General features: G+C 72.7%; 21 protein-coding genes. 19 read left to right on the top strand and 2 right to left on the bottom strand.

Features of this window, described 5'->3' with window-relative positions; translation table 11 throughout:
• Positions 1-94 precede the first annotated feature (94 nt).
• From ACIG36_RS09040 to ACIG36_RS09125, 18 genes are all read left to right on the top strand, one after another.
• Entirely contained in the window at positions 95-1429 is a 1335-nt protein-coding gene (locus ACIG36_RS09040; RefSeq protein WP_399924391.1) for an NAD(P)/FAD-dependent oxidoreductase, read from the top strand.
• On the top strand, positions 1426-2487 hold the full coding sequence (locus tag ACIG36_RS09045) for an ester cyclase (RefSeq protein WP_399924394.1): 1062 nt from the start codon (positions 1426-1428) through the stop codon (positions 2485-2487). Before ACIG36_RS09040 ends, ACIG36_RS09045 begins: the two co-directional genes overlap by 4 nt.
• 105 nt (positions 2488-2592) lie before the next feature.
• Positions 2593-8790 carry a type I polyketide synthase gene (locus tag ACIG36_RS09050; RefSeq protein ID WP_399925383.1) on the top strand — a complete coding sequence of 2066 codons (6198 nt, stop codon included), beginning with the start codon at positions 2593-2595 and terminating at the stop codon, positions 8788-8790.
• Complete coding sequence (locus ACIG36_RS09055) at positions 8787-9740, top strand: 3-oxoacyl-[acyl-carrier-protein] synthase III C-terminal domain-containing protein (RefSeq protein WP_399924396.1); 954 nt, start codon at positions 8787-8789, stop codon at positions 9738-9740. Before ACIG36_RS09050 ends, ACIG36_RS09055 begins: the two co-directional genes overlap by 4 nt.
• 49 nt (positions 9741-9789) lie before the next feature.
• Positions 9790-10749 carry a 3-oxoacyl-ACP synthase III family protein gene (locus ACIG36_RS09060; RefSeq protein WP_399924399.1) on the top strand — a complete coding sequence of 320 codons (960 nt, stop codon included), beginning with the start codon at positions 9790-9792 and terminating at the stop codon, positions 10747-10749.
• Positions 10746-12017 carry a type III PLP-dependent enzyme gene (locus ACIG36_RS09065; protein WP_399924401.1) on the top strand — a complete coding sequence of 424 codons (1272 nt, stop codon included), beginning with the start codon at positions 10746-10748 and terminating at the stop codon, positions 12015-12017. The genes ACIG36_RS09060 and ACIG36_RS09065 overlap by 4 nt, the downstream gene beginning before the upstream one ends.
• Before the next feature lie 28 nt (positions 12018-12045).
• Positions 12046-12342, top strand: coding sequence for an acyl carrier protein (locus ACIG36_RS09070; RefSeq protein ID WP_399924404.1), 297 nt, complete (start codon positions 12046-12048; stop codon positions 12340-12342).
• 2 nt (positions 12343-12344) lie between these two features.
• A complete protein-coding gene (locus ACIG36_RS09075) occupies positions 12345-13181 on the top strand; it encodes a hypothetical protein (protein WP_399924406.1) in 837 nt (278 codons plus the stop codon).
• A gap of 22 nt (positions 13182-13203) precedes the next feature.
• Positions 13204-13719 (top strand): holo-ACP synthase, encoded by a 516-nt coding sequence (locus ACIG36_RS09080; protein WP_399924409.1) that lies wholly within the window; start codon positions 13204-13206, stop codon positions 13717-13719.
• The gene (locus tag ACIG36_RS09085; protein WP_399924412.1) at positions 13712-14152 is read left to right on the top strand and encodes a 3-aminobutyryl-CoA ammonia lyase; all 441 of its coding nucleotides are present in this window, start codon (positions 13712-13714) and stop codon (positions 14150-14152) included. Before ACIG36_RS09080 ends, ACIG36_RS09085 begins: the two co-directional genes overlap by 8 nt.
• 8 nt (positions 14153-14160) lie before the next feature.
• On the top strand, positions 14161-15399 hold the full coding sequence (locus ACIG36_RS09090; protein ID WP_399924415.1) for an MFS transporter: 1239 nt from the start codon (positions 14161-14163) through the stop codon (positions 15397-15399).
• Between the two features lie 16 nt (positions 15400-15415).
• Positions 15416-15892 (top strand): ester cyclase, encoded by a 477-nt coding sequence (locus ACIG36_RS09095; protein ID WP_399924417.1) that lies wholly within the window; start codon positions 15416-15418, stop codon positions 15890-15892.
• A 205-nt stretch (positions 15893-16097) separates the two neighbouring features.
• Positions 16098-17618 carry a class I adenylate-forming enzyme family protein gene (locus ACIG36_RS09100; protein WP_399924420.1) on the top strand — a complete coding sequence of 507 codons (1521 nt, stop codon included), beginning with the start codon at positions 16098-16100 and terminating at the stop codon, positions 17616-17618.
• Between the two features lie 131 nt (positions 17619-17749).
• Entirely contained in the window at positions 17750-19156 is a 1407-nt protein-coding gene (lpdA, locus tag ACIG36_RS09105; RefSeq protein WP_399924423.1) for a dihydrolipoyl dehydrogenase, read from the top strand.
• Between the two features lie 126 nt (positions 19157-19282).
• Positions 19283-19690 (top strand): cell division protein SepF, encoded by a 408-nt coding sequence (locus tag ACIG36_RS09110; protein ID WP_399924426.1) that lies wholly within the window; start codon positions 19283-19285, stop codon positions 19688-19690.
• A 24-nt stretch (positions 19691-19714) separates the two neighbouring features.
• Positions 19715-20863 carry an AAA family ATPase gene (locus ACIG36_RS09115; protein ID WP_399924429.1) on the top strand — a complete coding sequence of 383 codons (1149 nt, stop codon included), beginning with the start codon at positions 19715-19717 and terminating at the stop codon, positions 20861-20863.
• 47 nt (positions 20864-20910) lie between these two features.
• A complete protein-coding gene (locus ACIG36_RS09120) occupies positions 20911-21297 on the top strand; it encodes a nucleotide pyrophosphohydrolase (protein ID WP_399925385.1) in 387 nt (128 codons plus the stop codon).
• Positions 21298-21415: 118 nt separating this feature from the next.
• Entirely contained in the window at positions 21416-21883 is a 468-nt protein-coding gene (locus ACIG36_RS09125) for a DUF6099 family protein (protein ID WP_399924432.1), read from the top strand.
• 26 nt (positions 21884-21909) lie between these two features.
• Here ACIG36_RS09125 and ACIG36_RS09130 read toward each other — a convergent pair whose 3' ends face one another.
• Positions 21910-22116 carry a hypothetical protein gene (locus ACIG36_RS09130; protein WP_399924435.1) on the bottom strand — a complete coding sequence of 69 codons (207 nt, stop codon included), beginning with the start codon at positions 22114-22116 and terminating at the stop codon, positions 21910-21912.
• Between the two features lie 283 nt (positions 22117-22399).
• Between ACIG36_RS09130 and mmuM the strand changes: the two genes are divergently transcribed.
• Complete coding sequence (gene mmuM / locus ACIG36_RS09135; RefSeq protein WP_399924438.1) at positions 22400-23302, top strand: homocysteine S-methyltransferase; 903 nt, start codon at positions 22400-22402, stop codon at positions 23300-23302.
• 26 nt (positions 23303-23328) lie between these two features.
• On the opposite strand, the gene ACIG36_RS09140 is transcribed toward mmuM, so the two are convergent.
• A complete protein-coding gene (locus tag ACIG36_RS09140) occupies positions 23329-23607 on the bottom strand; it encodes a hypothetical protein (protein WP_399924441.1) in 279 nt (92 codons plus the stop codon).
• Positions 23608-24075: the final 468 nt, after the last annotated feature.

Consider the following 24075-nt stretch of genomic DNA (forward strand, 5'->3'; position numbering starts at 1 on the left):
CTCAGAACTTTCTTTCAGTGAATCCGTGATTCGCCGTGCCCACTTTCCCGCCCGGCAGTCCCACTTCATTTCACGAACGGACGAAGGATCAGTCGTGCCCGAAAACATGACCGACACCTACGATGTCGTCATCAATGGGGCGAGCGTCGCCGGATGCTCCGCAGCCATTCTCTTCGCCCGCCGGGGAGCCAGGGTCGCTCTCCTGGAACGCCGCTCCTCCATGAGCGCGCACAAGGTCCTGTGCACCCACTACATCCAGGCCTCCGCCCACCCGGTGATGACCGAGATCGGCCTGGCCGACGCGCTCGACGGCGTCGGCGCCATCCGCAACTCCGCCGACTACTGGACCAAGTGGGGCTGGATCAAGCCCGAGGCGCGGACCGGGCCGGGCGTCCTGCCGCACGGCTACAGCGTCCGCCGGGAGACCCTCGACCCGCTGCTGCGCCGCCTGGCAGCCGAGACCGAGGGCGTGGACCTCAAGCCCGGCCACACCGTCGGCGAACTCCTCACCGAGGACGGCTGGGTGACCGGCGTCGCCGGTACGACCGCCGGCGGCACCTTCGCCCTGCGCGCCCGCCTCGTCGTCGGCGCCGACGGCAAGGACTCCACCGTCGCGCGGCTCGCCGGCACCCCGGCCGAGATCAGCGAGAACAACCGGTTCAGCTACTTCGCCTACTACCGCGGCATCACCCACCCCGAGGGCCGCACCTCGGCCCGCGTCTACTACCTCGACCCGGACAACGCCTATGTGATGCCCAACGAGGACGGGGTCACGGTCATCGCCGCCGTACTGTCCAAGCAGCGCCTCGACGACTTCAAGGACGACATCGAGGGCGCGTACCTCGATCTGGTGCGCTCGCTCCCCGAGGCACCCGACATCGACAACGCCGAGCGCATCTCCAAGGTCATCGGCACCGTCAACTACCCGCTGATCTCCCGCCGTCCCACCGGCACCGGCTACGCCCTCATCGGCGACGCCGCCCTCACCAGCGACCCGCTCTCCGCCGTGGGCTGCGCCTGGGCCATGCAGTCCGCCTCCTGGCTCGTCGAGGCGGCCGCCCCGGCCCTGGCCGACGACGACAGGCTCAGCGCCGCCCTCGCCGCCTACGCCCGGCGCCACGCCACCGAGACCGGCCCGCACCAGCACCTCATCGCCGACTACGCGACGGCGCGCCCGTTCAACGAGATCGAGGCCTTCATGTTCGAGGCCGCGGCCAAGGACAGCCGGATGGCCGAGCACTTCCACGTCTTCGGCTCCCGCCTGATGACCGTCGAGGACTTCATGGCCCCCGACATGGTCGCCCGCGCCGAGAAGGTGAACGGCTGGAGCCTGTCCGAAGAGGCCCTGCGGACCCTGGCCGAGGGAGCGCCCGGAACACCGGCGCAACAGCACGGCCACGACGACCTCCTCGAGGGAGCCGCCCGATGAACGCCTCTCCCTCCCCCCTCTCCCACCAGCAGCTCTGGGACGCCTGGTCGCGGCTGTGGAACGGCGATTACGCCATCGCCGACGACATCGTCTCCCGCACCATGCGGGTCAACATCCCCCGGCACGGCATGCCCGGCGCCGAGACCCTGACCGACGGGCCGCAGATCGCCGCATGGATCGCCGCGTTCCGGTCCTCCTTCGACGACAACGCCGCCATCACCGGCGAACTCGGCCCGTTCATCGTGGGCGACTACGCCATCGGCCGCTGGGTCTTCCGCGGCACCTGGCAGGGCGGCCGCCCCGCCACGGCCACCGCGCCGCCCGGCACCGAGGTCACCTTCCGGGGCGTGGACATCCTGCGCTTCGAGGACGGGCGCGTCGCCGAGTACTGGCTCTCCGACGACCAGCTCGACCTCTACGCCCAGCTCGGCGCCCTGGGCGCCACCCACGACGCGGCGACCGGAGGCGAAGGCCCGAACGAAGGGCCACAGGGCGCACTGCGCCTACAGCTCGCCGAACTTCCCGCCGACGCCGGCCGCAAGCTGCTCCTCGAGCGGGTGCTGGAACTGGCCGCCGAGGCGACGGAGTCCACCGACCTGCTCGCCGCCTCCGGCGACGAGAGCTTCCTGACGCTCGGCGTCGACTCGCTGGCCGCCGTGGCGCTCAGCGACCTCATCGGTGAGCTGACCGGGCTGACCCTGCCCTCCACCATGGTCTTCGACCAGCCGACGCCCCGGGCGCTCGCCGACCACCTGTGGACGAGCCTGTCCGCCGGCACCGCCGCTTCCGACGGCCCCGACGGTGCCTCCGTGTCCGTACGCGGCGCGCTGAGCCGCCTCGAGGAGGCCACCGCCGAGGTCACAAGCAGCGAGGGGGACGAAGCCGACGGCGAACTCCGCACCGAACTCGTCCAGCGGCTGACCACCATGCTCGACCTGCTCACCGCCGTCCCCGGGGCCCCGGCTGCCGGCAAGCCGCTCGACGCGGCGTCCCCGGACGAGTTGTTCGCCTATCTGGACACCAGGCTCCGGCCCCTCGACACCGACGGCCGACCGTAACCCCCACGACGGACGACCCCTCCACCCACCGCGCCTAGCGAAGAGAAGCCGAGCATGCCCAACTCCAGCCCTGGCCCCACCCACACCCCGTCCAACGAAGAGAAACTGCTCCAGTACCTCAAGCGCACCACCGCCGAGCTCGACCGCGCCGAGGCCCGTCTGAGGGAAGCGACCGAACGGGACACCGAACCCCTCGCGATCGTCGGCATGAGCTGCCGCTTCCCCGGCGGCGTGACCACTCCCGACGAACTGTGGCAGCTGGTGGACGAGGGCCGGGATGCCATCACCGGCTTCCCCACCGACCGCGGCTGGGACCTGGAGAACCTCTACGACCCCGACCCGGAGAGCGTGGGCAAGAGCTACGTCCGCGAGGGCGGCTTCCTGCACGACGCCGCCGACTTCGACCCCGCCTTCTTCGGCATCTCGCCCCGCGAGGCCATCACGGTCGACCCGCAGCAGCGACTGCTCCTGGAGACCACCTGGGAGGCGTTCGAGCAGGCCGGGATCGTCCCCGACACGCTGCGCGGCAGCGACACCGGCGTCTTCGTCGGCATCATGTTCGACGAGTACGGGCTGCGCTTCCTCAAGACGCCCATCGAGGGCTTCGACGGCTACCTCGGCGTCGGCAGCGCCGGAAGCGTCGCCTCCGGCCGGATCTCCTACTCGTTCGGCTTCGACGGGCCCGCCGTCACCGTCAACACGGCGTGCTCCTCCTCGCTGGTCGCCCTGCACCTGGCCGGGCAGTCGCTGCGCCGCGGCGAGTGCTCGCTCGCCGTCGTGGGCGGCGTGATGCTGATGGCCACCTCCTTCTCGTTCACCGAGTTCAGCCGGCAGCGGGGCCTGGCGCCGGACGGGCGGGCCAAGTCGTACGCCGAGGGCGCCGACGGCACCTCGTGGGCGGAGGGCGTGGGTTCCCTCGTCGTCGAGCGGCTCTCGGACGCGCGGCGCAACGGCCACCGCGTCCTCGCCGTGGTGCGCGGCTCTGCCGTCAACCAGGACGGGGCGAGCAACGGGCTGACCGCCCCGCACGGCCCGTCCCAGGAGAAGCTGATCCGCGAGGCCCTGGCCAGTGCCGGGCTCAAGGCGGGCGACGTGGACGCCGTCGAGGGCCACGGCACCGGCACCAAGCTCGGCGACCCGATCGAGGCGCGGGCCCTGCTGGCCACCTACGGACAGGGGCGCGGCGGGCGGCCGCTGTGGCTGGGCTCGCTGAAGTCCAACGTGGGCCACACCCAGTCCGCAGCCGGCATCGGCGGCATCATCAAGATGATCAAGGCGATGGAGCACGGCCGCCTGCCCAAGACCCTGCACGTCGACGCCCCGAGCTCGCACGTGGACTGGTCGAGCGGGGACGTGCGGCTGCTCACCGAGCCGGTGGACTGGCCCGCCCCCGGGCGGCCGCGCCGCGCCGGGATCTCCAGCTTCGGCATCAGCGGCACCAACGCCCACGTCATCCTCGAGGAACCGGCGGCCGACGACGTCGCGCCCCACGGCCGCGCGGCGGACACGGAGCCGCACCTTCCGGAGGGCTTCCCGATCCCCTGGACGCTGTCGGGCCGCAGCGCCGAGGCGCTGCGCGACCAGGCCGCCGGGCTCCTGGCCGCCCTGACCGACGAGCACCCCCTCGACGTCGGCTACTCCCTGGCCACCACCCGCACCGCGATGGAGCACCGCGCCGTGCTCCAGGGCAGCGACCGGGACGAACTGCTGCGCGCCCTCGAGGCCGTGGCCACCGGCGCCCCGGCGGGCGGGACGGTCGTCCAGGGCCGCACCCGCAACGCCGGGAAGACCGCGTTCCTCTTCACCGGCCAGGGCAGCCAGCGTCTCGGCATGGGACGCCGCCTGCACGCCACCCACCCCGCGTTCGCGGCCGCCTTCGACGCGGTGTGCGAGGCGCTGGACGAGCACCTCGCGCGGCCGCTGCGCGAGCTGGTCTTCGCCGACGAGGACCCCGAAGGCCTGCTCGACCGCACCGAGTTCACCCAGCCGGCCCTGTTCGCGATCGAGGTGGCGCTGTTCCGGCTGCTCGAGGGCTGGGGCCTGCGCCCCGACTTCGTCACCGGCCACTCCATCGGCGAGATCGCCGCCGCGCACGTCGCCGGAGTGCTCTCGCTGCCGGACGCCGCCCAGCTCGTCGCGGCCCGCGGCCGGCTGATGCAGAACCTGCCCGGCGGCGGCGCGATGATCGCGGTGCAGGCCACCGAGGAGGAGGCCCGCGCCGCCCTCGCCGGCCACGAGGACCGCGCCTCGATCGCCGCGATCAACGGCCCGTCCTCCCTGGTCCTGTCCGGCGACGACACGATCGTCTCCGACGCGGCCGCGCACTTCGAGCGCCAGGGCCGCAAGACCAAACGGCTCACCGTCAGCCACGCCTTCCACTCGCCCCACATGGACGGCATGCTGCGGGAGTTCGCCACGGTCGTGGAGAGCCTGTCGTTCGCCGCCCCCCGCATCCCCGTCGTCTCCGACGTCACCGGCCGGGTGGCCGGCGCCGACGAGCTCCGCCGCCCCGAGTACTGGGTCCGGCACGTGCGCGAGGCCGTCCGCTTCAGCGACGCCGTCGCCACGCTGCGCGCCGAGCGCGTCGGCACGTTCGTCGAACTCGGCCCCGACGGCACCCTCTCGGCCATGACCCGCGAGTGCCTGGGCGACGACCACGACGCCCTGGTCGTCCCGCTGCTGCGCCGCGACCGGCCCGAGCCGGCCACCCTCCTCGCCGCCCTCGCCGAGCTGCACGTGCGCGGCGTCCCCGCCGACTGGGAGGCGTACTTCGCGGGCCTGGGCGCACGCCGCGTCGACCTGCCCACCTACGCCTTCCAGCGGCAGCGCTACTGGCTCGACGAGCCCGCCGCCACCGGCGACGTCACCTCCGTCGGCCTCACCCCGGCCGGGCACCCGCTGCTCGGTGCCGTCGCCACTCTCGCCGCCGGTGACACGGCCGTCCTCACCGGCCGCCTCTCCCGGCAGACCCACCCCTGGCTCGCCGACCACGTCGTCTACGACACGGTGCTGGTGCCCGGCACCGCGCTGCTGGAACTGGCGACCAGGGCCGGCGCCCACCTCGGCTGCGAGACCGTGGAGGAACTGACCCTGCAGGAGCCGATGGTGCTCCCCGAACAGGGCGGCATCCAGGTCCAGGTCATCGTCGGCGCTCCCGAGCCGGACGGCCGCCGCCCGCTGAGCCTGCACTCGCGGGCCGACGGCAGCGGCGACGGCAGCGGCGACAGCGCCGACGAGGACGTCCCGTGGACCCTGCACGCCGCGGGCCGCCTCGCCCCCGCCGACGCGACGGCGCCGGAGACCGGACTGGCCGTCTGGCCGCCGCGGGGCGCGACCGAGGTCGACCTCGACGGCCTCTACGACCGGCTGGCCGACACCGGCTTCGCCTACGGCCCCGCCTTCCAGGCGCTCACCGCCGTGTGGCGCCTCGGCGACGAGCTCTACGCCCAGGTGGACCTCCCCGCCGAACAGCAGGCGGAGGCAGTGGAGTTCGGGCTGCACCCGGCCCTCCTCGACGCCGCCCTGCACGCCCTGGCATGGGAGGAGGTGCGCACCGGAACCGCCTCGGGGCGGCTGCCGTTCTCCTGGAACGGGGTGCGGCTGCACGCCGTCGGAGCCTCCTCGCTGCGGGTGCGCTTCACCTGGCAGGACGCCGGTTCGATCACGGTGACCGCCGCCGACCCGGACGGCAACGCCGTCGCCTCCGTGGAGTCGTTCGTCTCCCGCCCCACCTCCGGCGGCCAACTGGACGCGGCCCGCCGGACCGGCGACGACGCCCTGTTCCAGGTGGACTGGACGGCGCTCCCGTCCGCCACCGGCACCACGCCCCCGGCCCGCACCGCACGGCACTTCGCCTCCCCGGCCGCCGCGCTGGAGGCACTCGCCGCCGGAGAGGCCATGACCGGTGACACCGTCGTGCACTGCGCGTCCGACACCGCCGACTCCGCCGGCGGCGAGCTCACCTCCGCCGTACGACGGGCCACCGGACCGGTACTGGAGCTGCTGCGCACCTGGCTGGCCGACGGGCCCGAGGCCCCGGCCCGGCTCGTGCTGGCGACCCGCCGGGCGATCGCCGCCGGCCCGGACGAGGACGTCCTGGACCTGGCCACCGCGCCCGTCTGGGGCCTCGTCCGCTCCGCCCAGTCCGAGGCACCGGAGCGCTTCGTCCTCATCGACACCGACACCGACACCGACAGCGACACCGAAACCAAAACCGACACCGAAACCGACACGGACCTCGTCGCGGCCGCCCTGGCCTCCGGCGAGCCCCAACTCGCCCTGCGGGACGGCACGGTCCTCACCCCCCGGCTCGTCCGGGCCACGGCCCCCGACGGGTCCGCCGCCGACCCCGCCGCCTGGCAGGGCACCGTGCTGATCACCGGCGGCACCGGAGAGCTCGGCGCGCTGCTCGCCCGTCACCTGGTGACCGAGCACGGCACCCGCCGGCTGCTGCTCACCAGCCGCTCCGGGCACGCCGCCACCGGCGCGGCCGGGCTGGTGGCCGAGCTGGCGGAGCTGGGCGCCGACGCGACCGTCGCCGCCTGCGACGTCAGCGACCGCGACGCCCTGGCCGCGCTGCTCGAGTCGATTCCCGCCGACCGTCCGCTGACCGCCGTCGTCCACACCGCCGGCGTCCTCGACGACGGCATCATCACCTCCCTCACCCCGCAGCGGCTCGAGACCGTGCTGCGCCCCAAGGTGGACGCCGCCGTTCACCTGCACGAGCTCACGCGGGACGCCGGCATCAAGGCGTTCGTGCTGTTCTCGTCGGTCGCCGGCACGCTCGGCAGCCCGGGACAGGGCAGCTACGCGGCCGGCAACACCTTCCTGGACGCCCTCGCCCAGCACCGCGCCGCCCTCGGGCTTCCCGCGACCTCGCTGGCGTGGGGCATGTGGCAGCCCAGCGGCGGCATGGCCGGCACGCTGGGGAGCGCCGACCTCAAGCGGATGGAGCGCTACGGCGTCCTGCCGATCACCCCCGAGCGCGGCACCGCCCTCTTCGACGCGGCCCGCGCGAACGGACGGCCCGTCATGGTGCCGGTCCGCCTGGACCGCAAGGCCCTGCGCACCTCGGGACAGCCCCTGCCGCCGCTGCTGCGCGGCCTCGTACGGCCCGTCGCGCGGCGCGCCGGCGCCCCGGCCGCCGTCACGGGCGCCCCGGCCGCCACGACCCTGCGCGACCGGCTCGCCGGGCTCACCGGCGAGGACCGGATCAAGGCCGTCACCGAGGCGGTGTCGGCCACCGTCGCGGGCGTGCTCGGCCACGGCAGCTCCGACGCGATCGATCCCTCGACGCCCTTCCGGGACCTGGGCTTCGACTCGCTGACCTCGCTCGAGCTGCGCAACGCGGTGAACGGGGCCACCGGTCTGCGCATGCCCGCCACGGTCATCTTCGACCACCCGACCCCCGCCGAACTGGCCGCCTACGTGGACGGACAGCTGGGCGACATCGCCGCCGGCGCGGCGGGACCGGCGCAGGGGGACGCGGGCGACACCCTCGTCACCCTGTTCCGCGAAGCCCACGAGCGAGACCGGCTGGGCCACGCGGTCGAGCTGCTGGTCACGGCGGCGCGCCTGCGCCCCACGTTCGACGAGGACGTGCCGGCGGCCCCCTTCCCGAAGGCCGCCGGGCCCGAGGACGGTCCCCTGGTCGTCTGCTTCCCCTCGATGATCGCGATCTCGGGGCCGCAGGAGTACGCCGCGTTCACCTCGGCCCTGCCGGGCCACGCCGTCTCCGTCCCGCCGCTGCCCGGATTCGCCCGGGGCGAGTCGCTGCCCGAATCGCTGACGGCCCTGGTCGACACCCAGGCGCAGGCCGCGCTGGACCTCGCCGGCGGCCGGCCGCTGGTGCTGCTGGGCCGGTCCACCGGCGGCTGGATCGCGCACGCCGTCGCCCGGCGGCTGCTGGAGCGCGGCACGGCACCGGCCGCGGTGGTGCTGCTGGACACGCTGGCCAGTCCGCTGGACCTGGACGACCTGTCCATGGTGGCCGACCAGATGCTCGCCCCCGAGAGCAGCGTCTGGCTCGACGACCACCGGCTGATCGCCATGGGCGGCTACCTGCGCGTGTTCGACGGCTGGGAGCCGGAGCCCGTGGGCGTGCCCACGGTCGTGCTGCGCGCCCAGGAGCGTTCCGGTACGCACGACCGGCCGCGCTGGCCGCTGGCCGACAGCGTCGTGGACGTCCCCGGCGACCACTTCACGATGCTCACCGAGCACGTCGCGACGACGGCCGGCGCGGTCGCCGAATGGCTGCGCGGCCACGTCGCCGACGCGCCCGCGCGGGACGGGGACGGCGCATGAGCCGGCCCCTGGCGACGCTGGAGAGGGTCGAGTCCGCCCTGCCCGACCGCACGGTCGTCGTCGAGGCGACCGCGCAGCGGTTGGGCCTGAGCCGGGCGAAGCTCTCCCTCTTCCGCAAGGTGCACGGCCTGCACACGCTGCGGCTCGACCCCGCCCTGCCGCTGACCGACCTGGTGCTGTCGGCGGCCCGGCCGGTGGTCTCGGAGCTCGCCGACCCGCGGCGGGTGCGGTACGTGATCCACGCCCGTGCCATCCACCAGGTCGCCCCGGCGGCGGTCGACGTCGCCCGGGAGATCCGGGACGCGCTCGGCCTCGGCCACGCCGAGGCGCTGGCCCTGACCCAGCAGAACTGCGCGACCGGGATCGGCGCCCTCGAGGTCGCCGGCGCGCTGCTGCGCGGCGGCGATCCCGGGGACCGCGCGCTCGTGGTGACGGGGGAGAAGCCGTTCTCCCCGCTGGTGCAGCTGGTACCCAACACCGCGATCATGGGCGAGGCCGCCACGGCCTGCCTGGTCGCGGCCGACGGCGTCGGCGACCCCGTTCTGTCGCACGTCAGCCGCACGCTGGGCGAGTACGCGGACCTGATCTCGCTGCCGCCCGAGGCGGTCGCCCAGCTGGGCAAGGACTACGCGGCCACCTTCGCCGGAGTCATCCGGCGGGCGGCCGCCGAGGCCGGCCTCGAGCTGTCCGACATCGACCTGGTCATCCCGCACAACGTCAACCTCATGTCCTGGCGGCAGACCATCGCGGAGCTGGGCATCCCGGCCGAGCGCGTCTTCCTGGACAACATCGCCCGCTACAGCCACTGCTTCACCTCCGACGTCTTCGTCAACTACACGACGCTGCGCGACGCCGGACGGCTGACCGAGGGCCGCCACTACCTGATGGCCGGGTTCGGCGCCGGGGCCACCTTCGCCGCCGCGGTGTTCACCCACAGGAGGCCGCGATGACCGCCACCCGACAAGACCCGAAGGGTTCAACGATGAGCGGGGTTCAACGATGAGCACAGGCGTCACGACTCTGGAGGCGATCGAGTCCTTCGTCCCCGAACGCCGGGTAGCCGTCGAGGACCTGGCGGACCGCCTGGAGCTGCGCCCCACCAAGGTCCGGCTCTTCCGGCGGATGCACGGCCTCAAGGAGATCCGCTTCGACCCGGAACTGAGCCTGTTCGACGTGGTGCTGCCGGCCGCCCGCCGCATCGTCGCCGACCCGCGCACGGCCGACCGGATCCGCTACGTCCTCTACGCCCACACCACCCAGGCACTCACCCCGGCGCACCTGGAACCGGCGCGCGAGATCCGCGACCGGCTCGGCCTGCACCGGGCCGAGGCATTCGGGGTGAGCCACCAGAACTGCGCCAGCGGCATGGCCGCCGTCGACATCGCCGCCGAACTGCTGCGGGCGGAGGGCCGGCCGGGCGAGTGCGCCCTGGTGGTGACGGGCGAGCAGGCCTTCTCCCCGAAGGTCCAGCTCATCGAGGACGTCGCCATCATGGGCGACGCCGCCGCGGCGTGCCTGGTCACCCTGGACGGCGCGGGGGACGCGGTCCGCTCGTACGCCACCAGCACCCTGGGCGAGTTCTCGGCCGCCATGCTGCTCGACGAGGAGCGGTCGCTGCGCTTCACCAAGGTGTACGCGCCCGAGCTCGCCGCGGTCATGCGCCGCGCGGTCGACGAGGCCGGCCTGACCTTCGCCGACATCGACCTGGTCGTCCCGCACAACGTCAACCTGCAGTCCTGGCGCCAGACGATCAGCGAGCTGGGCATCCCGCGCGAGCAGGTGTTCCTGGAGAACGTCGAGCGCTTCAGCCACTGCTTCGCCTCGGACGTCTTCCTCAACTACACCACCTTGCGCGACGCGGACCGGCTGGCCCCGGGACGCCACTACCTGTTCGCCACGGTCGGCCTGGGCGCCACCTTCGCGGCGATGGTCGTCACGCACCGGAAGGGAGCGGCATGACCGCCAACGAATTTGCTGTACAGGGAATCCCGATTTCCGAGATCGCCGGTGAATTCGGCACCCCCTTGTACGTCTACGACGCGGAGGTCCTGCGGAACACCTACCGGGAACTGCGCGACCTGACGCATCCCGCCGTCGACATCTACCTCTCGCTCAAGGCCAATCCGAACATCAGCGTCTGCGGATATCTCGGCTCCCTCGGCGCGGGCGCGGAGGTCTCGTCGCTCGTCGAGCTGGAGACCGTGCGCCGGGCCGGCATCGCACCGGAGAACACCATTTTCCTCGGGCCCGGCAAGACGCGCGCCGAACTCGAGGCGTGCGTCGCGGCGGGGCTGCGTGCCGTCGTCTGCGAATCGCTGGAGGAACTGGAGGCGCTGGACGCGATCGCGGTCGAGAGCGGCCGCGCCGACCTGCCGGTGATGCTCCGCGTCAACCCGGACTTCCACACCAAGGGCTCGGGCCTGGCGATGGGCGGCAAGCCGCGGCAGTTCGGCATCGACGTCGCCGTGCTGCGGGAGGGCCGGGCGGTCGTCAAAGGGCTGCGCCGGGCCCGGGTCATCGGTTTCCATGCCTATATGGGAACGCGGTTCCTCAACCACGAGGATCTGATTCACAATACGCGCGAGATCCTGACCACGGCGGCCTCCCTCGCCACCGACCTGGGAATCGACCTGCGCGTGGTTGATTTCGGCGGAGGATTCGGGATACCGTACTTCAGCAACGAAACGGCCCTGAATACCGGGGAGTTGACCGCCGGAATCAACGATGCGGTCACCGGTTTCCTCGAGGATTACCCGGACTGCCGGCTCATCAATGAGCTCGGCCGTTACCTCACCGCCATGTGCGGCACGTATGTGACGAGGGCGCTGTACGTCAAGGAATCCATGGGCGAGCAGTTCGTGGTGGCCGACGGCGGCACCAACCACCACATGGCGGCCGTGGGCGTGGGCAGCTTCGTCAAGCGCAACTTCCCCATCCGTTCGCTGAGCCACTACGACGCCGAACCGGTACGGGAGTACACGCTCACCGGCCCGCTGTGCACCCCCAACGACGTCATCGGCAAGCGCGTCGCCCTCCCCGAGGTGCGCCCCGGGGACCTCATCGGCGTCGAGCGCTCGGGGGCGTACGGCCCCTCGGCCTCACCGGGGCTCTTCCTCAGCCACGGCTTCCCCGCCGAGGTCATGGTCCACGGCGGGAGGGCCCATCTGGTGCGGCGCCGCGACGCCGTCGAGGACCTGCTGGGCAAGCAGCGCCTCATCAGTTTCTGAACCTCAGGACCCTCAGGAGGGAATCCCCATGGAGAACACGGCAGTCGTGGCGTCGGTGGAGTCGGCGCTCACCGAGGTGCTCGAGCGCGAGGTCGGCGGACTGACCGCCGACGTCCGGCTCTTCGAGGACCTGCACCTGGACTCGACCTCGGTGATGGAGATGCTGATGGCCCTCGAGGACAGCATGGCCATCGTCATCGACCCCGAGACCCTGGACATGGACGACTTCAAGACCGTGGGCACGCTCACCGCCTATCTGCTGCGTGTGCGCGGCGAGTCGTCCGGCGCCGGGCAGATTCCGGTCGCGGCCGGCGCCGGGGAGTGACGATGCCCGTTCTGAGCGCGGCCGCCTCGGTCGCCGCCCCGCCGCCCGGGCAGTACCACGACGATCCGTCCATCGTCGGCTTCTTCCGGGACCTGGTGGAGCCCTTCGGCTCCACCGTCGACGAACGCCGCCTGCGCGGGGGGCCCAACGTCTCGCACCGCGACCTCGTGGACCGCATGGTCGGGCACGGCGACGGGGAAGGGGGCGTCGGCGGGACGGCCGACCTGGTCGTCGTCAGCCACGCGCTGCCCGACGTGCACCCGTTCACCGCGGTCGCCTCGCACCTGAACATGCTCCTGGGCGGCGACGCCAAGAGCTTCTGCGTCTCCGAGCAGGGGCTGGCGGCACCGTTCACGGCGCTGCGGATCATCTCCGCCTTCCAGAGCGCCGGCCGGGCGGGGCGCGCCGTGCTCGCGGTGCTCGAGCAGACCACCCTGCCCACCCCGCATCCGCTGGTGGACTCGGGGGAGTTGACGGACTCGGGCGTCCTGCTCGTCCTCGACGAGGGGGAGGGGCTGGGCGTGTCGTCCGTGGAGTCCTTCCCGTCGCCGGAGGCGACCACGGCCCGGATCGCCGAGCTCGCCACCGCCGACCCGGCGGGAACGCTGTTCGTGCTCGGGCCCCGGTCCGGTGTCGGAGCCTCCGCGCCGGCCGGGGCGCGGGTCCACCAGGCCGGCGCCGGGAGCTACTGCACCAGCGTGTGGCTCGAGCTGGCCCGCCACTGGCAGCAGTGGCAGCGGGAGTTCACCACCGTGGTGCTCTGCGACGTCGACCCGCTGGACCACCAGGGACAGCTGGCCGTCTTCCGTGCGGCCGCGGCGCCCCGGCCGGCGCGGTAGCGGGCCGGGGGCGGGGCGGCGGATGCGGATCGGGATCGACGTACTGGGACTGGGGGAGCTGGACCGCCTGCTGACCCGCCCCTGGTTCCGGCGGTACGTCTACGCCGAGGACGAGCTGGCCCTCGCGGACTCCTTCGGTCCGGACAGGGCCAGGGAGTTCCTGGCCGGCCGGTTCGCCGCCAAGGAGGCGGTGCTCAAGGCGCTGGGCACCGGGTGCGGCGGCAGCAGCGGGCTGACTCCCCGGCAGATCCGGGTGGTCCGCGACGCCGCCTCCGCGCCCTTGGTGCGACTCGAGGGCGCGGCCGCGTGGCGCGCGGCCGGCATCGGGGTGTCGAAGGTGGCGGTCTCCATCGCGCACAAGGGGGAGTTGGTGATCGCCGTCGCCCTCGGACACGAGGGTGACGGCCCGGCGGCGAGCGGGACGGAAGTCACAGCAGACGCGGAAGACGCGGACGCCGACAGGGTCGCGCAAACGGTCCTGGCGGAACTCACCGCGATACGAGTCGGAACGGGCAAAGCGAGGAACAGGGATGACTGAGACGGTCACCGCGACGCTGCGTGTACGCATCGGGCAGAAAGATGCCCATTATGGCGGAAATCTGGTGGACGGTGCGTGCATTCTGCGGCTGTTCGGGGATGTCGTGACCGAGATCACCATCCAAACGGATGGGGACGAGGGCCTGCTCACCGGATACAGTGAGGTCGAATTCACGGCACCCGTATACGCAGGCGATTACATCGAGGTCACCGGGCGTCTGGTGGGCCGGAGCCGACTCCGCCGCACTGTGGAATTCACGGCGCGGAAATGCATCGCTGCCCGGTACGACCTCGGCGCCACGCGCGCCGAGGTGCTCGACGAACCGGTGCTGGTCTGCCGGGCGGTGGGCACCGCCGTGATCCCGCGAGCGGCGGCCCGACGCCGGTCCGCGGGCTCCGGGGCCCCGCATGTGGGTCTGCCCGGAGAAGAATGAGAAGAGATATGACCTCGCCCACCCCCAGCACATTACGTCCCAACCGGGTGCTGCTGGTCGCGGTATGCAGTGCCTTTCTTGTCGGTCTTGACTCGATGATTACCGTTCCGCTTGTCCCCGCTATTGCCGAGGACACCGGTACCGCGCCCCGGCTCGGTGGTCTGTTCGTCAGTGCGTATGCGCTGCTGTTCGCCCTTTCTGCACCCCTGTGCGGCGCCATGTCCGACCGTGTCGGGCGCCGAAGAATTCTCACCACCGGCCTTATCGCTTTCGCTCTGGGCAATTTTCTGACCGGCGTCACGTCGGAATTCTCGCTGCTGCTCGTCTGCCGCGCGGTGGCCGGCCTGGGCGCCGCGATGATCATGCCGAGCGTCTACGCGATGATCGCGGAGACCTTCCCGTTCGAGCGCCGCGGCAAGGTCATGGGCATCGTGGTGGCGGGCCTGCTCAGCTCCACCGTGCTCGGTGTGCCGCTGGGCTCCTACCTCGCCTATCTGGCGGGCTGGCGGGCCGCGTTCTTCGCCGTCGGCGCGGTGTCCGTCCTCGTCCACCTGCTGGTGCTCGCGATGATTCCGGTGACGCCGCCGCCCGCGGTGGAACAGCGCAACAGCAGCAGCCCGCTGGCGCTCTACCTGGGCATGGTCCGCCGGGCCGTCAGCACTCCGGCCGTGCTCTGCGTGCTGGGCTGCACCCTGCTGTGGGCCTTCGCGCTGTACGGCATGTTCTCCAACATCGGCGTCTTCTACGCCGAGCGCTTCGACTTCAACGAGGCGCAGACCGGCCTGGCCATCATGGGCTCGGGCGCCGGCAGCATGACCGGTGCCCTGGTGGGCGGCCGGATCGCCGACCGGCTCGGCAAGCGCAAGGTGCTGGTGGTGGCCGCCCTGGTCGCGGCCTGCGGCGTGACCGCTGTGCCCCTCATCGGGGATCACCTCGTCGCCGTCCTGGTCGTCTTCATCACCTGGGGCACGGCCGTGGGCGTCGGCCAGCCGGCGCTGAACGCCCTGGTGAGCGAGTTGCGACCGGAGATGCGCGGCACCGCGCTGGCCCTCAACGGCTCCGCCCAGTACGGCGGAATGATGCTGGCCACCAGCATCGCCGCCGTTCTGCTGGACAACGGCGTCTCGTTCAACGTGATCGGCGCGATCTGCGGCGTGTGCGCGCTCGCGGTCCTGCCCCTGCTCGTCGGAGTGCGCGTGGCCGGCCAGGCCGCCGCTCCTGCGGCGGAAATGGAGGCCAAGGCATGACGAAGGGAGACCGGGCATGACGGACGTCCGCCCCGGGGCACCGGGTACCGAGCACGGCAAGGTGCTCTTCGAACGGTTCGTCGATCTGTGGAACGGGGAGGTGGACTTCGCCGACACCCCGGAGTTCATCGCCGACGACTTCACCGTGCACAGCGCCGAACTCGCCCGCTACCTCGGCTTCCCCGACTCGCGGCAGATCACCACGAGGGAGGGCCTGCTGGGCTGGGTGACCTCCGTGCGCACCCTCCTGCACGACGTGCGCTTCACCACCGACCCCGGCCCCATCGGGGAGGGCGACCTCGTCGCCGGGGGATACATCGTGACCGGCACCTACGCGGGCGGCGCCCCCACCGCGACGGTCGCGCCGGGCACGAAGGTCCGTTACGCGGGCATGTCCATCGTCCGCATCGAGAACGACAGGATCGCCGAGTACTGGGTGCTGTCCGACGCCCTCGGACTGCTGTCCCAGCTAGGGGCCGTGGCCAGGCCCTGACCGACACCCGGTCGCGCACCCCCCTCGCCGGGAGCGCGCCGGCGGGGCGCCGGGACGGCCGTACGCCGTCCCGGCGCCCCGCCACCGGGTCACCGGCCACTGGGCCGCGGGTCACCGGGTCACCGGCCCTGGGCCGCCGGCCACCGGGCGATCGAGCCATTCGACATGGCGACGGGGGAACGTCGCCTGAAGGGAACCGAGCAAGTTGTCCGAGATCACGCTCCTGCACCAACTGCTGGACACCGCCGCCGAGTCATGGCCGGACCGTCCCGCCGTCACCCGGCAGCAGTCGACCACGACCTTCGCGGGGCTCCGCGACGCCGCGCACCGCCTGGCCCACTGGCTGCACGACCAGGGCATCGGACGCGGCCGCCGCGTGGTCGTCGCCGTGCCCTCCGGCCCCCTCGTCCCCGCCCTCGTCTTCGCCGCCTCGCGCGTCGGCGCCCCGTTCTCCCTCCTGCACGAGCAGGTCCGCGGCGTACCGCTGGAGCATGTGCTGGACGACTGCGAACCGAGCCTGCTGATCGCCGAGGACCCCGCCTCGCGGGCCGCGGCCCGGCAGCGCGGCATCCCCGCCGTGGACCCGGCCGAACTGCTCGCCGTGGCCTTCCCCGCGCCCGGCACGGCGGCCCCCGCGGGCCCCGTCCCGGCACCCGAGCCGCTGGCCGTCGACCCGGTCTGCCTCATCTACACCTCCGGCACCACCTCGCTGCCCAAGGCCGTGGTGAGCACCCACCAGCAGGCCGTCTTCGCCGTCCACGCCATCCAGCAGGTCCTGAAGTACCGGCCGGACGACGTCGTCTACTGCCCGCTGCCGCTCTCCTTCGACTACGGCCTCTACCAGGTCTTCCTCGGCGCGCTGAGCGGCGCGCACACCGTCCTGGGCAGCGCCGCCGAGGCCGGTCCCGCCCTGCTGCGCAACCTGCTGGAGAGCGGGGCCACCGTCCTGCCCGCCGTGCCGTCCGTCGCCGAGTCGCTGGTGTGGCTGCTCAAGCGGGCCACCGCCCGGCGCCCCGCCCTGCGGCTCGTCACCAACACCGGCGCCGCGCTGTCGACCGAGACCGTGGGCGCCCTGCGCGAGGCGATACCCGGGCTGCGGGCCCAGGTGATGTACGGCCTGACGGAGTGCAAGCGCGCCGTCATCATGCCGCCGGACGGCGACCTCGACCGGCCGGGCTCCTGCGGCCTGCCGCTGCCGGGCACGGAGATCGTCATCCTGGACGACGAGGGCGAGCCGGTGCCGCCCGGCACCATCGGCGAGATCGCGGTCCGGGGCCCCAACGTGATGGCCGGCTACTGGCGGCGGCCCGAGCTGAACGCCCAGCGCTTCCCGCTGCGCGACGGACTCTTCCCCGAGCTGCGCACCGGTGACTACGGCCGGCTGGACGAGGACGGCTACCTCTACTTCTCCGGCCGCCGCGACGACCTCTACAAGGAGCGCGGCTTCCGGGTGTCCGGCACCGAGGTGGAGGCCGCCGCCCACCGCGTACCCGGGGTCGTCTCCGCGGCCGTCCTGCCGCCGGCCGGCCGCAGGCCCGCGATCCTCGCGGTCGTCGCGGAAGCCGGCGCCGAGCAGGTCCTCGAGCTGATGCGCGAGCAGATCGAGGAGTTCAAGGTCCCCCGGCGCTGTGTGGTCCTGGAGGAACTGCCGCTCAGCCGCAACGGCAAGGTCGACCGCACGGCGCTCGCCGCCCTGCTCGAGGACCGCGCCCGCGTCGCCGGCTGAGCACGCGCGCGTGGCGGGCACGCGCGGGGCGGCGGCCGCCGCGAACGACCGGACCCGGCCGTCCCCGGCCCGCCTGGTGTTCTAAGGTCGCGGTAGCAGCACGTAGATCACTTCCACGGGAGAACCGGATCATGAGCACACACTTCGACGTTGTCGTCCTCGGTGCGGGCCCTGGTGGCTACACCGCGGCGGTACGCTCCGCCCAACTGGGCCTGCGCACGGCCGTCATCGAGGAGAAGTACTGGGGCGGGGTGTGCCTCAACGTCGGATGCATCCCCTCCAAGGCGCTGTTGCGCAACGCCGAACTGGCGCACACGGTCCTCCGCGAGGCCAAGACCTACGGCATCAAGGTCGAGGGCAGCATCAGCTTCGACTACGCCGAGGCGTTCAAGCGCAGCCGCAAGGTCGCCGACGGCCGCGTCAACGGCGTGCACTACCTGATGAAGAAGAACGGCATCACCGAGTACGACGGCCGGGGCACCTTCACCGACGACCGCACGCTCCAGGTGGCGCTGACGGCCGGCGGCACGGAGACGGTGACCTTCGACCACTGTGTCATCGCGGTCGGCGCGACGACCCGCCTGCTGCCGGGCACGTCGCTCAGCGAGCGCGTGGTCACCTACGAGGAGCAGATCCTCACCGACCAGCTGCCCGAGAGCATCATCATCGCCGGTGCCGGCGCGATCGGCGTCGAGTTCGCCTACGTCCTGCACAACTACGGCGTGAAGGTGACGATCGTCGAGTTCCTCGACCGGCTCGTGCCGCTGGAGGACGCCGACGTCTCGGCCGAACTGGCCAAGCAGTACCGCAAGCTGGGCATCGAGGTCCTCACCTCCACCCGGGTGGACGCGATCGACGACAGCGACCCGGCGGCGAAGGTCCGCGTCACCGTCACCCGTCAGGGCCGCCAGGAGGTGCTGGAGGCCGACAAGGTCCTCCAGGCCATCGGCTTCGCGCCCCGCGTGACCGGCTACGGGCTCGAGAACACCGGAGTGCGGCTGACCGAGCGCGGCGCGATCGACGTGGACGCGCGCGGCCGCACGAGCGTTCCGCACATCTTCGCCATCGGCGATGTGACGGCGAAGCTGATGCTGGCGCACGCCGCCGAGGCGATGGCGATGGTGGCCGCGGAGACCATCGCGGACGCGGAGACGATGGAGCTCGACTTCACCATGATCCCGCGCGCCACCTACTGCCAGCCGCAGATCGCCAGCTTCGGCTGGACCGAGGCGCAGGCGCGGGAGCAGGGCTTCGACGTGCAGGTCGTGAAGTTCCCCTTCACGGCCAACGGCAAGGCGCACGGCATGGGCCACCCCACCGGCTTCGTGAAGGTGATCAGCGACGGCCGGCACGGCGAGCTGCTGGGCGCGCACCTGATCGGCCCGGAGGTCACCGAGCTGTTGCCCGAGCTGACGCTCGCCCAGCAGTGGGACCTGACGGTGCACGAGGTCGGCCGCAACGTCCACGCGCACCCCACGCTGGGCGAGGCGGTCAAGGAGGCCGTGCACGGCCTCGCCGGACACATGATCAATATGTGACGCCCCTCCCGGCCGCCCGTCCGCGGCGTTGGGCCGGATGGCGCGTGTCATTCGGCCCGGCGGGGGTGTTTGTCCCTAGAATCGTGGGATGTACATAGCCAGCGCGTTCCCCGGAGGGGTGATCCGGTGAACAGGTCCGAGGCCACCGACGAGCAGTGGCAGGGACTGGCCGAGGTCGTCCCGCTGCGGGGTCACCAGTCATGGCCGTCCTGGCCCGATCACCGGGCCCTGCCCGAGGAGGAGCCCAAGGAGAGCCAGCGACGGATGGTCGTGCTGCGCGTGCAGGTCTTCGCCGACGCGCGTGAGGTCGCCGAGTACCTGATCGCGCGGGTGCCGGTGCTGCTGGACCTCACCAGTGCCGACACCGACGTCGCCAAGCGGATCCTGGACTTCTCCAGCGGTGTCGTCTTCGGGCTGGGCAGCGGTATGCACCGAGTCGACACCAATGTCTTCCTGCTCGCGCCCGAAGGGACGGAGGTGGCCGCCGGGTACCCCGATCGTAGGAAGAGCGATCAGCTGAAACGGTTCGGTTGAGCGGGTGCCGCATACGGTCCCGCCATGGACGCCGCCAACGCACTCCAGCGCCCCGCCGTGACCGAACTGCGGCTCTCCGCCTTCAAATCCCACCGGAACGCCGTCTTCCCGCTCGGCCCCCTGACCCTCTTCCGGGGCGCGAGCGGCAGCGGCAAGTCCAGCGCCCTCCAGGCGTACGAAGCCCTCGCCCGGCTCGCGGGCGGCGACAGCCTCGACGAGGCCCTCGCCCCCGTGGCCGGCGGGGCCGGTGCCTGCGTACCGCACAACGCCAGACCCGACGCTCAGGGGCGGCGCGGCTTCCGGATCGGCTGCACCGTCGAGGGGCCGGTGGGCCCGGTCCGGCTGGACGTCGCCGTGCAGGCCGAGCCCGAACTGCGGGTCGTCGGCGAGCGCCTGACGGGCTCCGGGCGCACCCTCCTGTCCACCGCGCTGCGCGACCCGGGACTGCCCAGGGTCGAGGCGTCCTGGCACACGGCCGGTTCCGTACCCGTCACCCGTGCGCCGCTGCCCGACGACCGGCTGGGCACCGCGCTGCTGCCGCTGCGGGTCGCGGGCAAGACGGCGGGGCAGCGCCTGGTCCTCGACGCCGCCGAACAGGTCGTCGTCGCGCTGCGTTCGGTCTTCGCGTGCGACCCGCGCCCGGAACTGATGCGCACTCCGGTGGCCGCGCGCGACGGGCGGCTGCGCGGCGCGTGTGACAACGTTGCCGCGGTCCTGGGCCGTACCGGCAGCGAGTGCGTCACCCGGCACGCGCTGCTGGTCACGGCGGCGGAGGCCGGGTGCCGCGCCGAGGTCGAGGGGCTGGCGGTGCAGGGCCTGGAAGGGGGCCTGGTGCGGGCCGTGCTGGCCGGGAAGGCGGGCACGACGACGCCGCTGGAGCGGCTGGGCGACGGGGAACTGCGGTATCTGGCGCTGTGCCTGGTGCTGCTGACGGGGCCGGGGGTGCTCGCGGTGGACCCGGCGGCCGAGGTGCTGCCGGCCCGGCAGGTGCTGACGGTCCTGGCGGACGGGTTCGACCGCTGCCTCGACCCCCGGCAGGCGCGGGAACTGCTGGGGCTGGCGGCGCGGATGTGCGAACGGGGGCACATCAGACTGGTGGGAACGGTGCGGGGCGAGGTGGGGGAGACGGCGCACGAGGTGGCGGGGGCGTCGATGGTAGACCTGGGGGCGTGAGCGATCATTCCGAACCCCTGCGTTCCGAACCTCTGCGTTCCGAACCCCTGCCGGATGCCGAGGGCGGGCCCGGCCTCGAGGACCTGCGGCGCCGGCTGGCGGCCTTCGCGGCGGCGCGCGACTGGCAGCCCTTCCACACGCCGAAGAACCTGGCCTCCGCGCTCAGCGTGGAGGCGTCCGAACTGGTCGAGATCTTCCAGTGGCTGACGCCCGAGCAGTCGGCGCGGGTGATGGACGAACCGGAGACGGCCGGACGGGTCGAGGACGAGGTCGCGGACGTCCTGGCGTACCTGCTGCAGTTCTGCGACGTGCTGGGGATCGACGTGCTGGCGGCGCTGTCGGCGAAGATCGACCGGAATGAGCGGCGATTCCCGGTACCGGGGGAGACGGGGCGCGGAGTCGTGGAGCAGGATGATCGTCACTCTCCGGAGTGATTGAGTTATCCACACCGCATCTGGTATCCACAGATTTCTGAATTCCCCTGGCGTTTCCGGCGGTTAGTCATCACTCTGGGTAGTGAGAGTGGGCGGACGGAAAACATGGGGGACGGTCATGGACGCAGCGGGGCTGATCGCGGCCACGAGGCACGCGCTGGCGCGGGCCAGAGAGATGCCCGACATCGTCGCCGAGGCGCGTCAGGCGCAGGCGCTCGCGGAGGCGGTCGGCAGCCGGCTCGCGCTGCAGGGGCCCTTCGAGGCGCGGGCGGCGGCGCGGGTGCTGAGCGAGTCGGGTGGACGGGCCTCCGGCGCGCTGCGCCGGATCGCGCTGTGCGCCGGAGGCTCCGGAGACTTACGGGCGGGGCGGCTGACCGAGCTGCGCGACCCCTGGATGGTGCTGACGGACCTCGGCGAACTCCTCGGCGAGGTCGGCATAGCCCTGGTGGGCGTCGCCTGCGCCTGCGAGGAGGACGCCGTGTACTGGATGTGCATAGAGGCGATCGACGCCGCCGACGAGACGAGCGACCGGATCGGCGGGCTCCTCAGACGGCTCGCCCTGCGGGAGCGGGGCGGTGCCGCGTGAGGGCCCCGGGTGTGTCGGTGCCTGCGTCAGTCCGTGCCGGTGCCGCCCTGGGCCGGGGGCCGCTCGGCGGGCTGCCGGCCCGGCGACTGAAGGTCGGCGTCGAGCTGGGTCAGGTCGGCGTTGAGCGCCGCCATCAGCTCCTCCATCTGCTGCAGCAGGCCCTTGGGTGGGCTCTGCTGCTGGGAAGCGGCCTGGCTGGGCACTGCCTCTTCGGGCGCGGCTTCCTGAGTCATGGTGGCCTCCTCGGCCCTCGCCCTCCCGATGCGGGCGGGCGGCTATGCGATCGTCGCCTCCGGCAGCGAACACCGGTGCGCGGGCCGGGCGGTCCGGCTCCGCCCGAGCCAACGATCACCGGGCGCGCCGGACACTGCCATCTACTGCGCCGGCCCGGCGGGCCGGGGGAATTTCACCCGGCCGGAGTGAGTCGGGGTGGGCGGAGGGCCATGGGTTGACGTGTGTTCGACGAGGCAGGATGGGGGGTGGTCAGGAGGCCGGAGAGCCAGAGGAGCGCCCGTGATGTCCGTGCCCACCACCCCGCTCGCCACCGCGCTCGCGCGCGGGCCGCTCGTCCTGGACGGCGGGCTGTCCAACCAGCTGGCGGCCCAGGGCTGCGACCTGTCCGACGAGCTGTGGTCGGCCAGGCTGCTCGCCGACGCCCCGGAACAGATCGAGGCGGCCCACGCGGCCTATGTCCGGGCCGGCGCCCAGGTGCTCATCACCTCCAGCTACCAGGCGACCTTCGAGGGGTTCGCCCGCCGCGGCCTGGGGCGGGAGGAGGCGGCGGCGCTGTTGCGGCGCAGCGTGGAGCTGGCGCGCCGAGCGGCGGCGCGGGGTGAGCGGGAGGTCTGGGTCGCCGCGTCCGTCGGGCCGTACGGGGCGATGCTCGCGGACGGCAGCGAGTACCGGGGCCGTTACGGCCTGAGCGTGACGGAGTTGGAGCGCTTCCACCGCCCGCGCGTCGAGGAACTGGCCGCGGCCGGGCCGGACGTGCTCGCCCTGGAGACCGTGCCCGACGCGGACGAGGCACGGGCCCTGCTCCGGGCGGTACGCGGCTGCGGGCTGCCGGTGTGGCTGTCGTTCAGCGCGACGGGCGAGCACACCCGGGCGGGCCGGCCGCTGACGGAGGCCTTCGCCCTGGCCGAGGGCAACGACCAGGTCATCGCGGTGGGCGTCAACTGCTGCGAGCCCGCCGACGCGGACCGCGCGGTGGAACTGGCGGCCCGCGTCACCGGCAAGCCGGTCGTGGTCTACCCGAACAGCGGCGAGGGCTGGGACGCCCGGGAACGGGACTGGCGGGGGCGCCCCACGTTCGACCCGTCACGGGTCGGCGTCTGGCAGGCCGCGGGCGCCCGGCTCATCGGCGGCTGCTGCCGCGTGGGCCCGGACCGCATCGCGGAGCTGGCGGGGCTCCTGGGCTAGGGGGTGTCCGACCCATCGGACACCCCCTAGGCGGCCCGCCAGCGGTTGCGCCCGTCGGAGCCCGGACCGCAGATCATGGGCGTGCCCTTGGCGGTGACGCCGGTGGCGCCCTGAGGCGAGCAGAACGAGCCGGGGCGGACGACTCCGGCACCGCCGCCTGCGCCGCCCGAGGTGGAGGTGCCGCCCCCGGAGGTGGTGCCGCCGGTCGAACCGTCCCCGGTCGAGCCACCGTTGCTCGACCCGTTGTCCGGGTCCGGACCGGGCTCGTTGGTGGGGTCGGGGTGCAGGTCGGTGCGCTTGGGCACGTCGGGCGTCGGCGGGGCGGGGGTCGGAGTGGGGCTCGGGGTGGGGGAATGCGAGGGAGAAGGGGAGGAGGACGGCGAAAGGGAGGGGGAGGGTGAAGGGGAAGGAGACTCGGAGGCCGGCGACGGCGTCGGAGATGCCGATTGCGATTGCGCGGGGCGGGGCTGCTTCCCGGTTTCGTCATTCGCGTCCGAGGGGCTGGACGTAATGATCAGCAGGAACCACAGTCCGGAGATCACGCTGGCGATGATCTTTTTGCGTGTCGTCCAACGGCCCAGCCACACCAGCAGAATGCCCGCCGGCGCAAAAACCACTAACAGGGTGATGACGAGGGCCGGGTGCTGCCACCACGGGCGCGGCCCGGAGGGGGCCGGAGCGTAGGGGTGTGCTGGGTCGTACGGGGACGCGGGCATACGGGGCTCCGGGAAACAGGGCGGGACGGACGGGGGTCTGGGCGCTGCACTGTAGCC

Origin of the sequence: Streptomyces sp. NPDC053048 (genome assembly GCF_044547045.1) — a bacterium.
Classification (GTDB): Bacteria; Actinomycetota; Actinomycetes; order Streptomycetales; family Streptomycetaceae; genus Streptomyces.

Excerpts from the sequence above, each read along its gene's own strand:
- ACIG36_RS09070 (WP_399924404.1), top strand. The coding sequence starts at position 12,046 with ATGGAGAACACGGCAGTCGTGGCGTCGGTGGAGTCGGCGCTCACCGAG.
- ACIG36_RS09115 (WP_399924429.1), top strand. The coding sequence starts at position 19,715 with ATGGACGCCGCCAACGCACTCCAGCGCCCCGCCGTGACCGAACTGCGG.
- ACIG36_RS09045 (WP_399924394.1), top strand. The coding sequence starts at position 1,426 with ATGAACGCCTCTCCCTCCCCCCTCTCCCACCAGCAGCTCTGGGACGCC.
- ACIG36_RS09080 (WP_399924409.1), top strand. The coding sequence starts at position 13,204 with ATGCGGATCGGGATCGACGTACTGGGACTGGGGGAGCTGGACCGCCTG.
- ACIG36_RS09095 (WP_399924417.1), top strand. The coding sequence starts at position 15,416 with ATGACGGACGTCCGCCCCGGGGCACCGGGTACCGAGCACGGCAAGGTG.
- ACIG36_RS09090 (WP_399924415.1), top strand. The coding sequence starts at position 14,161 with ATGACCTCGCCCACCCCCAGCACATTACGTCCCAACCGGGTGCTGCTG.
- mmuM (WP_399924438.1), top strand. The coding sequence starts at position 22,400 with ATGTCCGTGCCCACCACCCCGCTCGCCACCGCGCTCGCGCGCGGGCCG.
- ACIG36_RS09125 (WP_399924432.1), top strand. The coding sequence starts at position 21,416 with ATGGACGCAGCGGGGCTGATCGCGGCCACGAGGCACGCGCTGGCGCGG.
- ACIG36_RS09075 (WP_399924406.1), top strand. The coding sequence starts at position 12,345 with ATGCCCGTTCTGAGCGCGGCCGCCTCGGTCGCCGCCCCGCCGCCCGGG.
- ACIG36_RS09085 (WP_399924412.1), top strand. The coding sequence starts at position 13,712 with ATGACTGAGACGGTCACCGCGACGCTGCGTGTACGCATCGGGCAGAAA.
- lpdA (WP_399924423.1), top strand. The coding sequence starts at position 17,750 with ATGAGCACACACTTCGACGTTGTCGTCCTCGGTGCGGGCCCTGGTGGC.
- ACIG36_RS09060 (WP_399924399.1), top strand. The coding sequence starts at position 9,790 with ATGAGCACAGGCGTCACGACTCTGGAGGCGATCGAGTCCTTCGTCCCC.
- ACIG36_RS09130 (WP_399924435.1), bottom strand. The coding sequence starts at position 22,116 with ATGACTCAGGAAGCCGCGCCCGAAGAGGCAGTGCCCAGCCAGGCCGCT.
- ACIG36_RS09065 (WP_399924401.1), top strand. The coding sequence starts at position 10,746 with ATGACCGCCAACGAATTTGCTGTACAGGGAATCCCGATTTCCGAGATC.
- ACIG36_RS09055 (WP_399924396.1), top strand. The coding sequence starts at position 8,787 with ATGAGCCGGCCCCTGGCGACGCTGGAGAGGGTCGAGTCCGCCCTGCCC.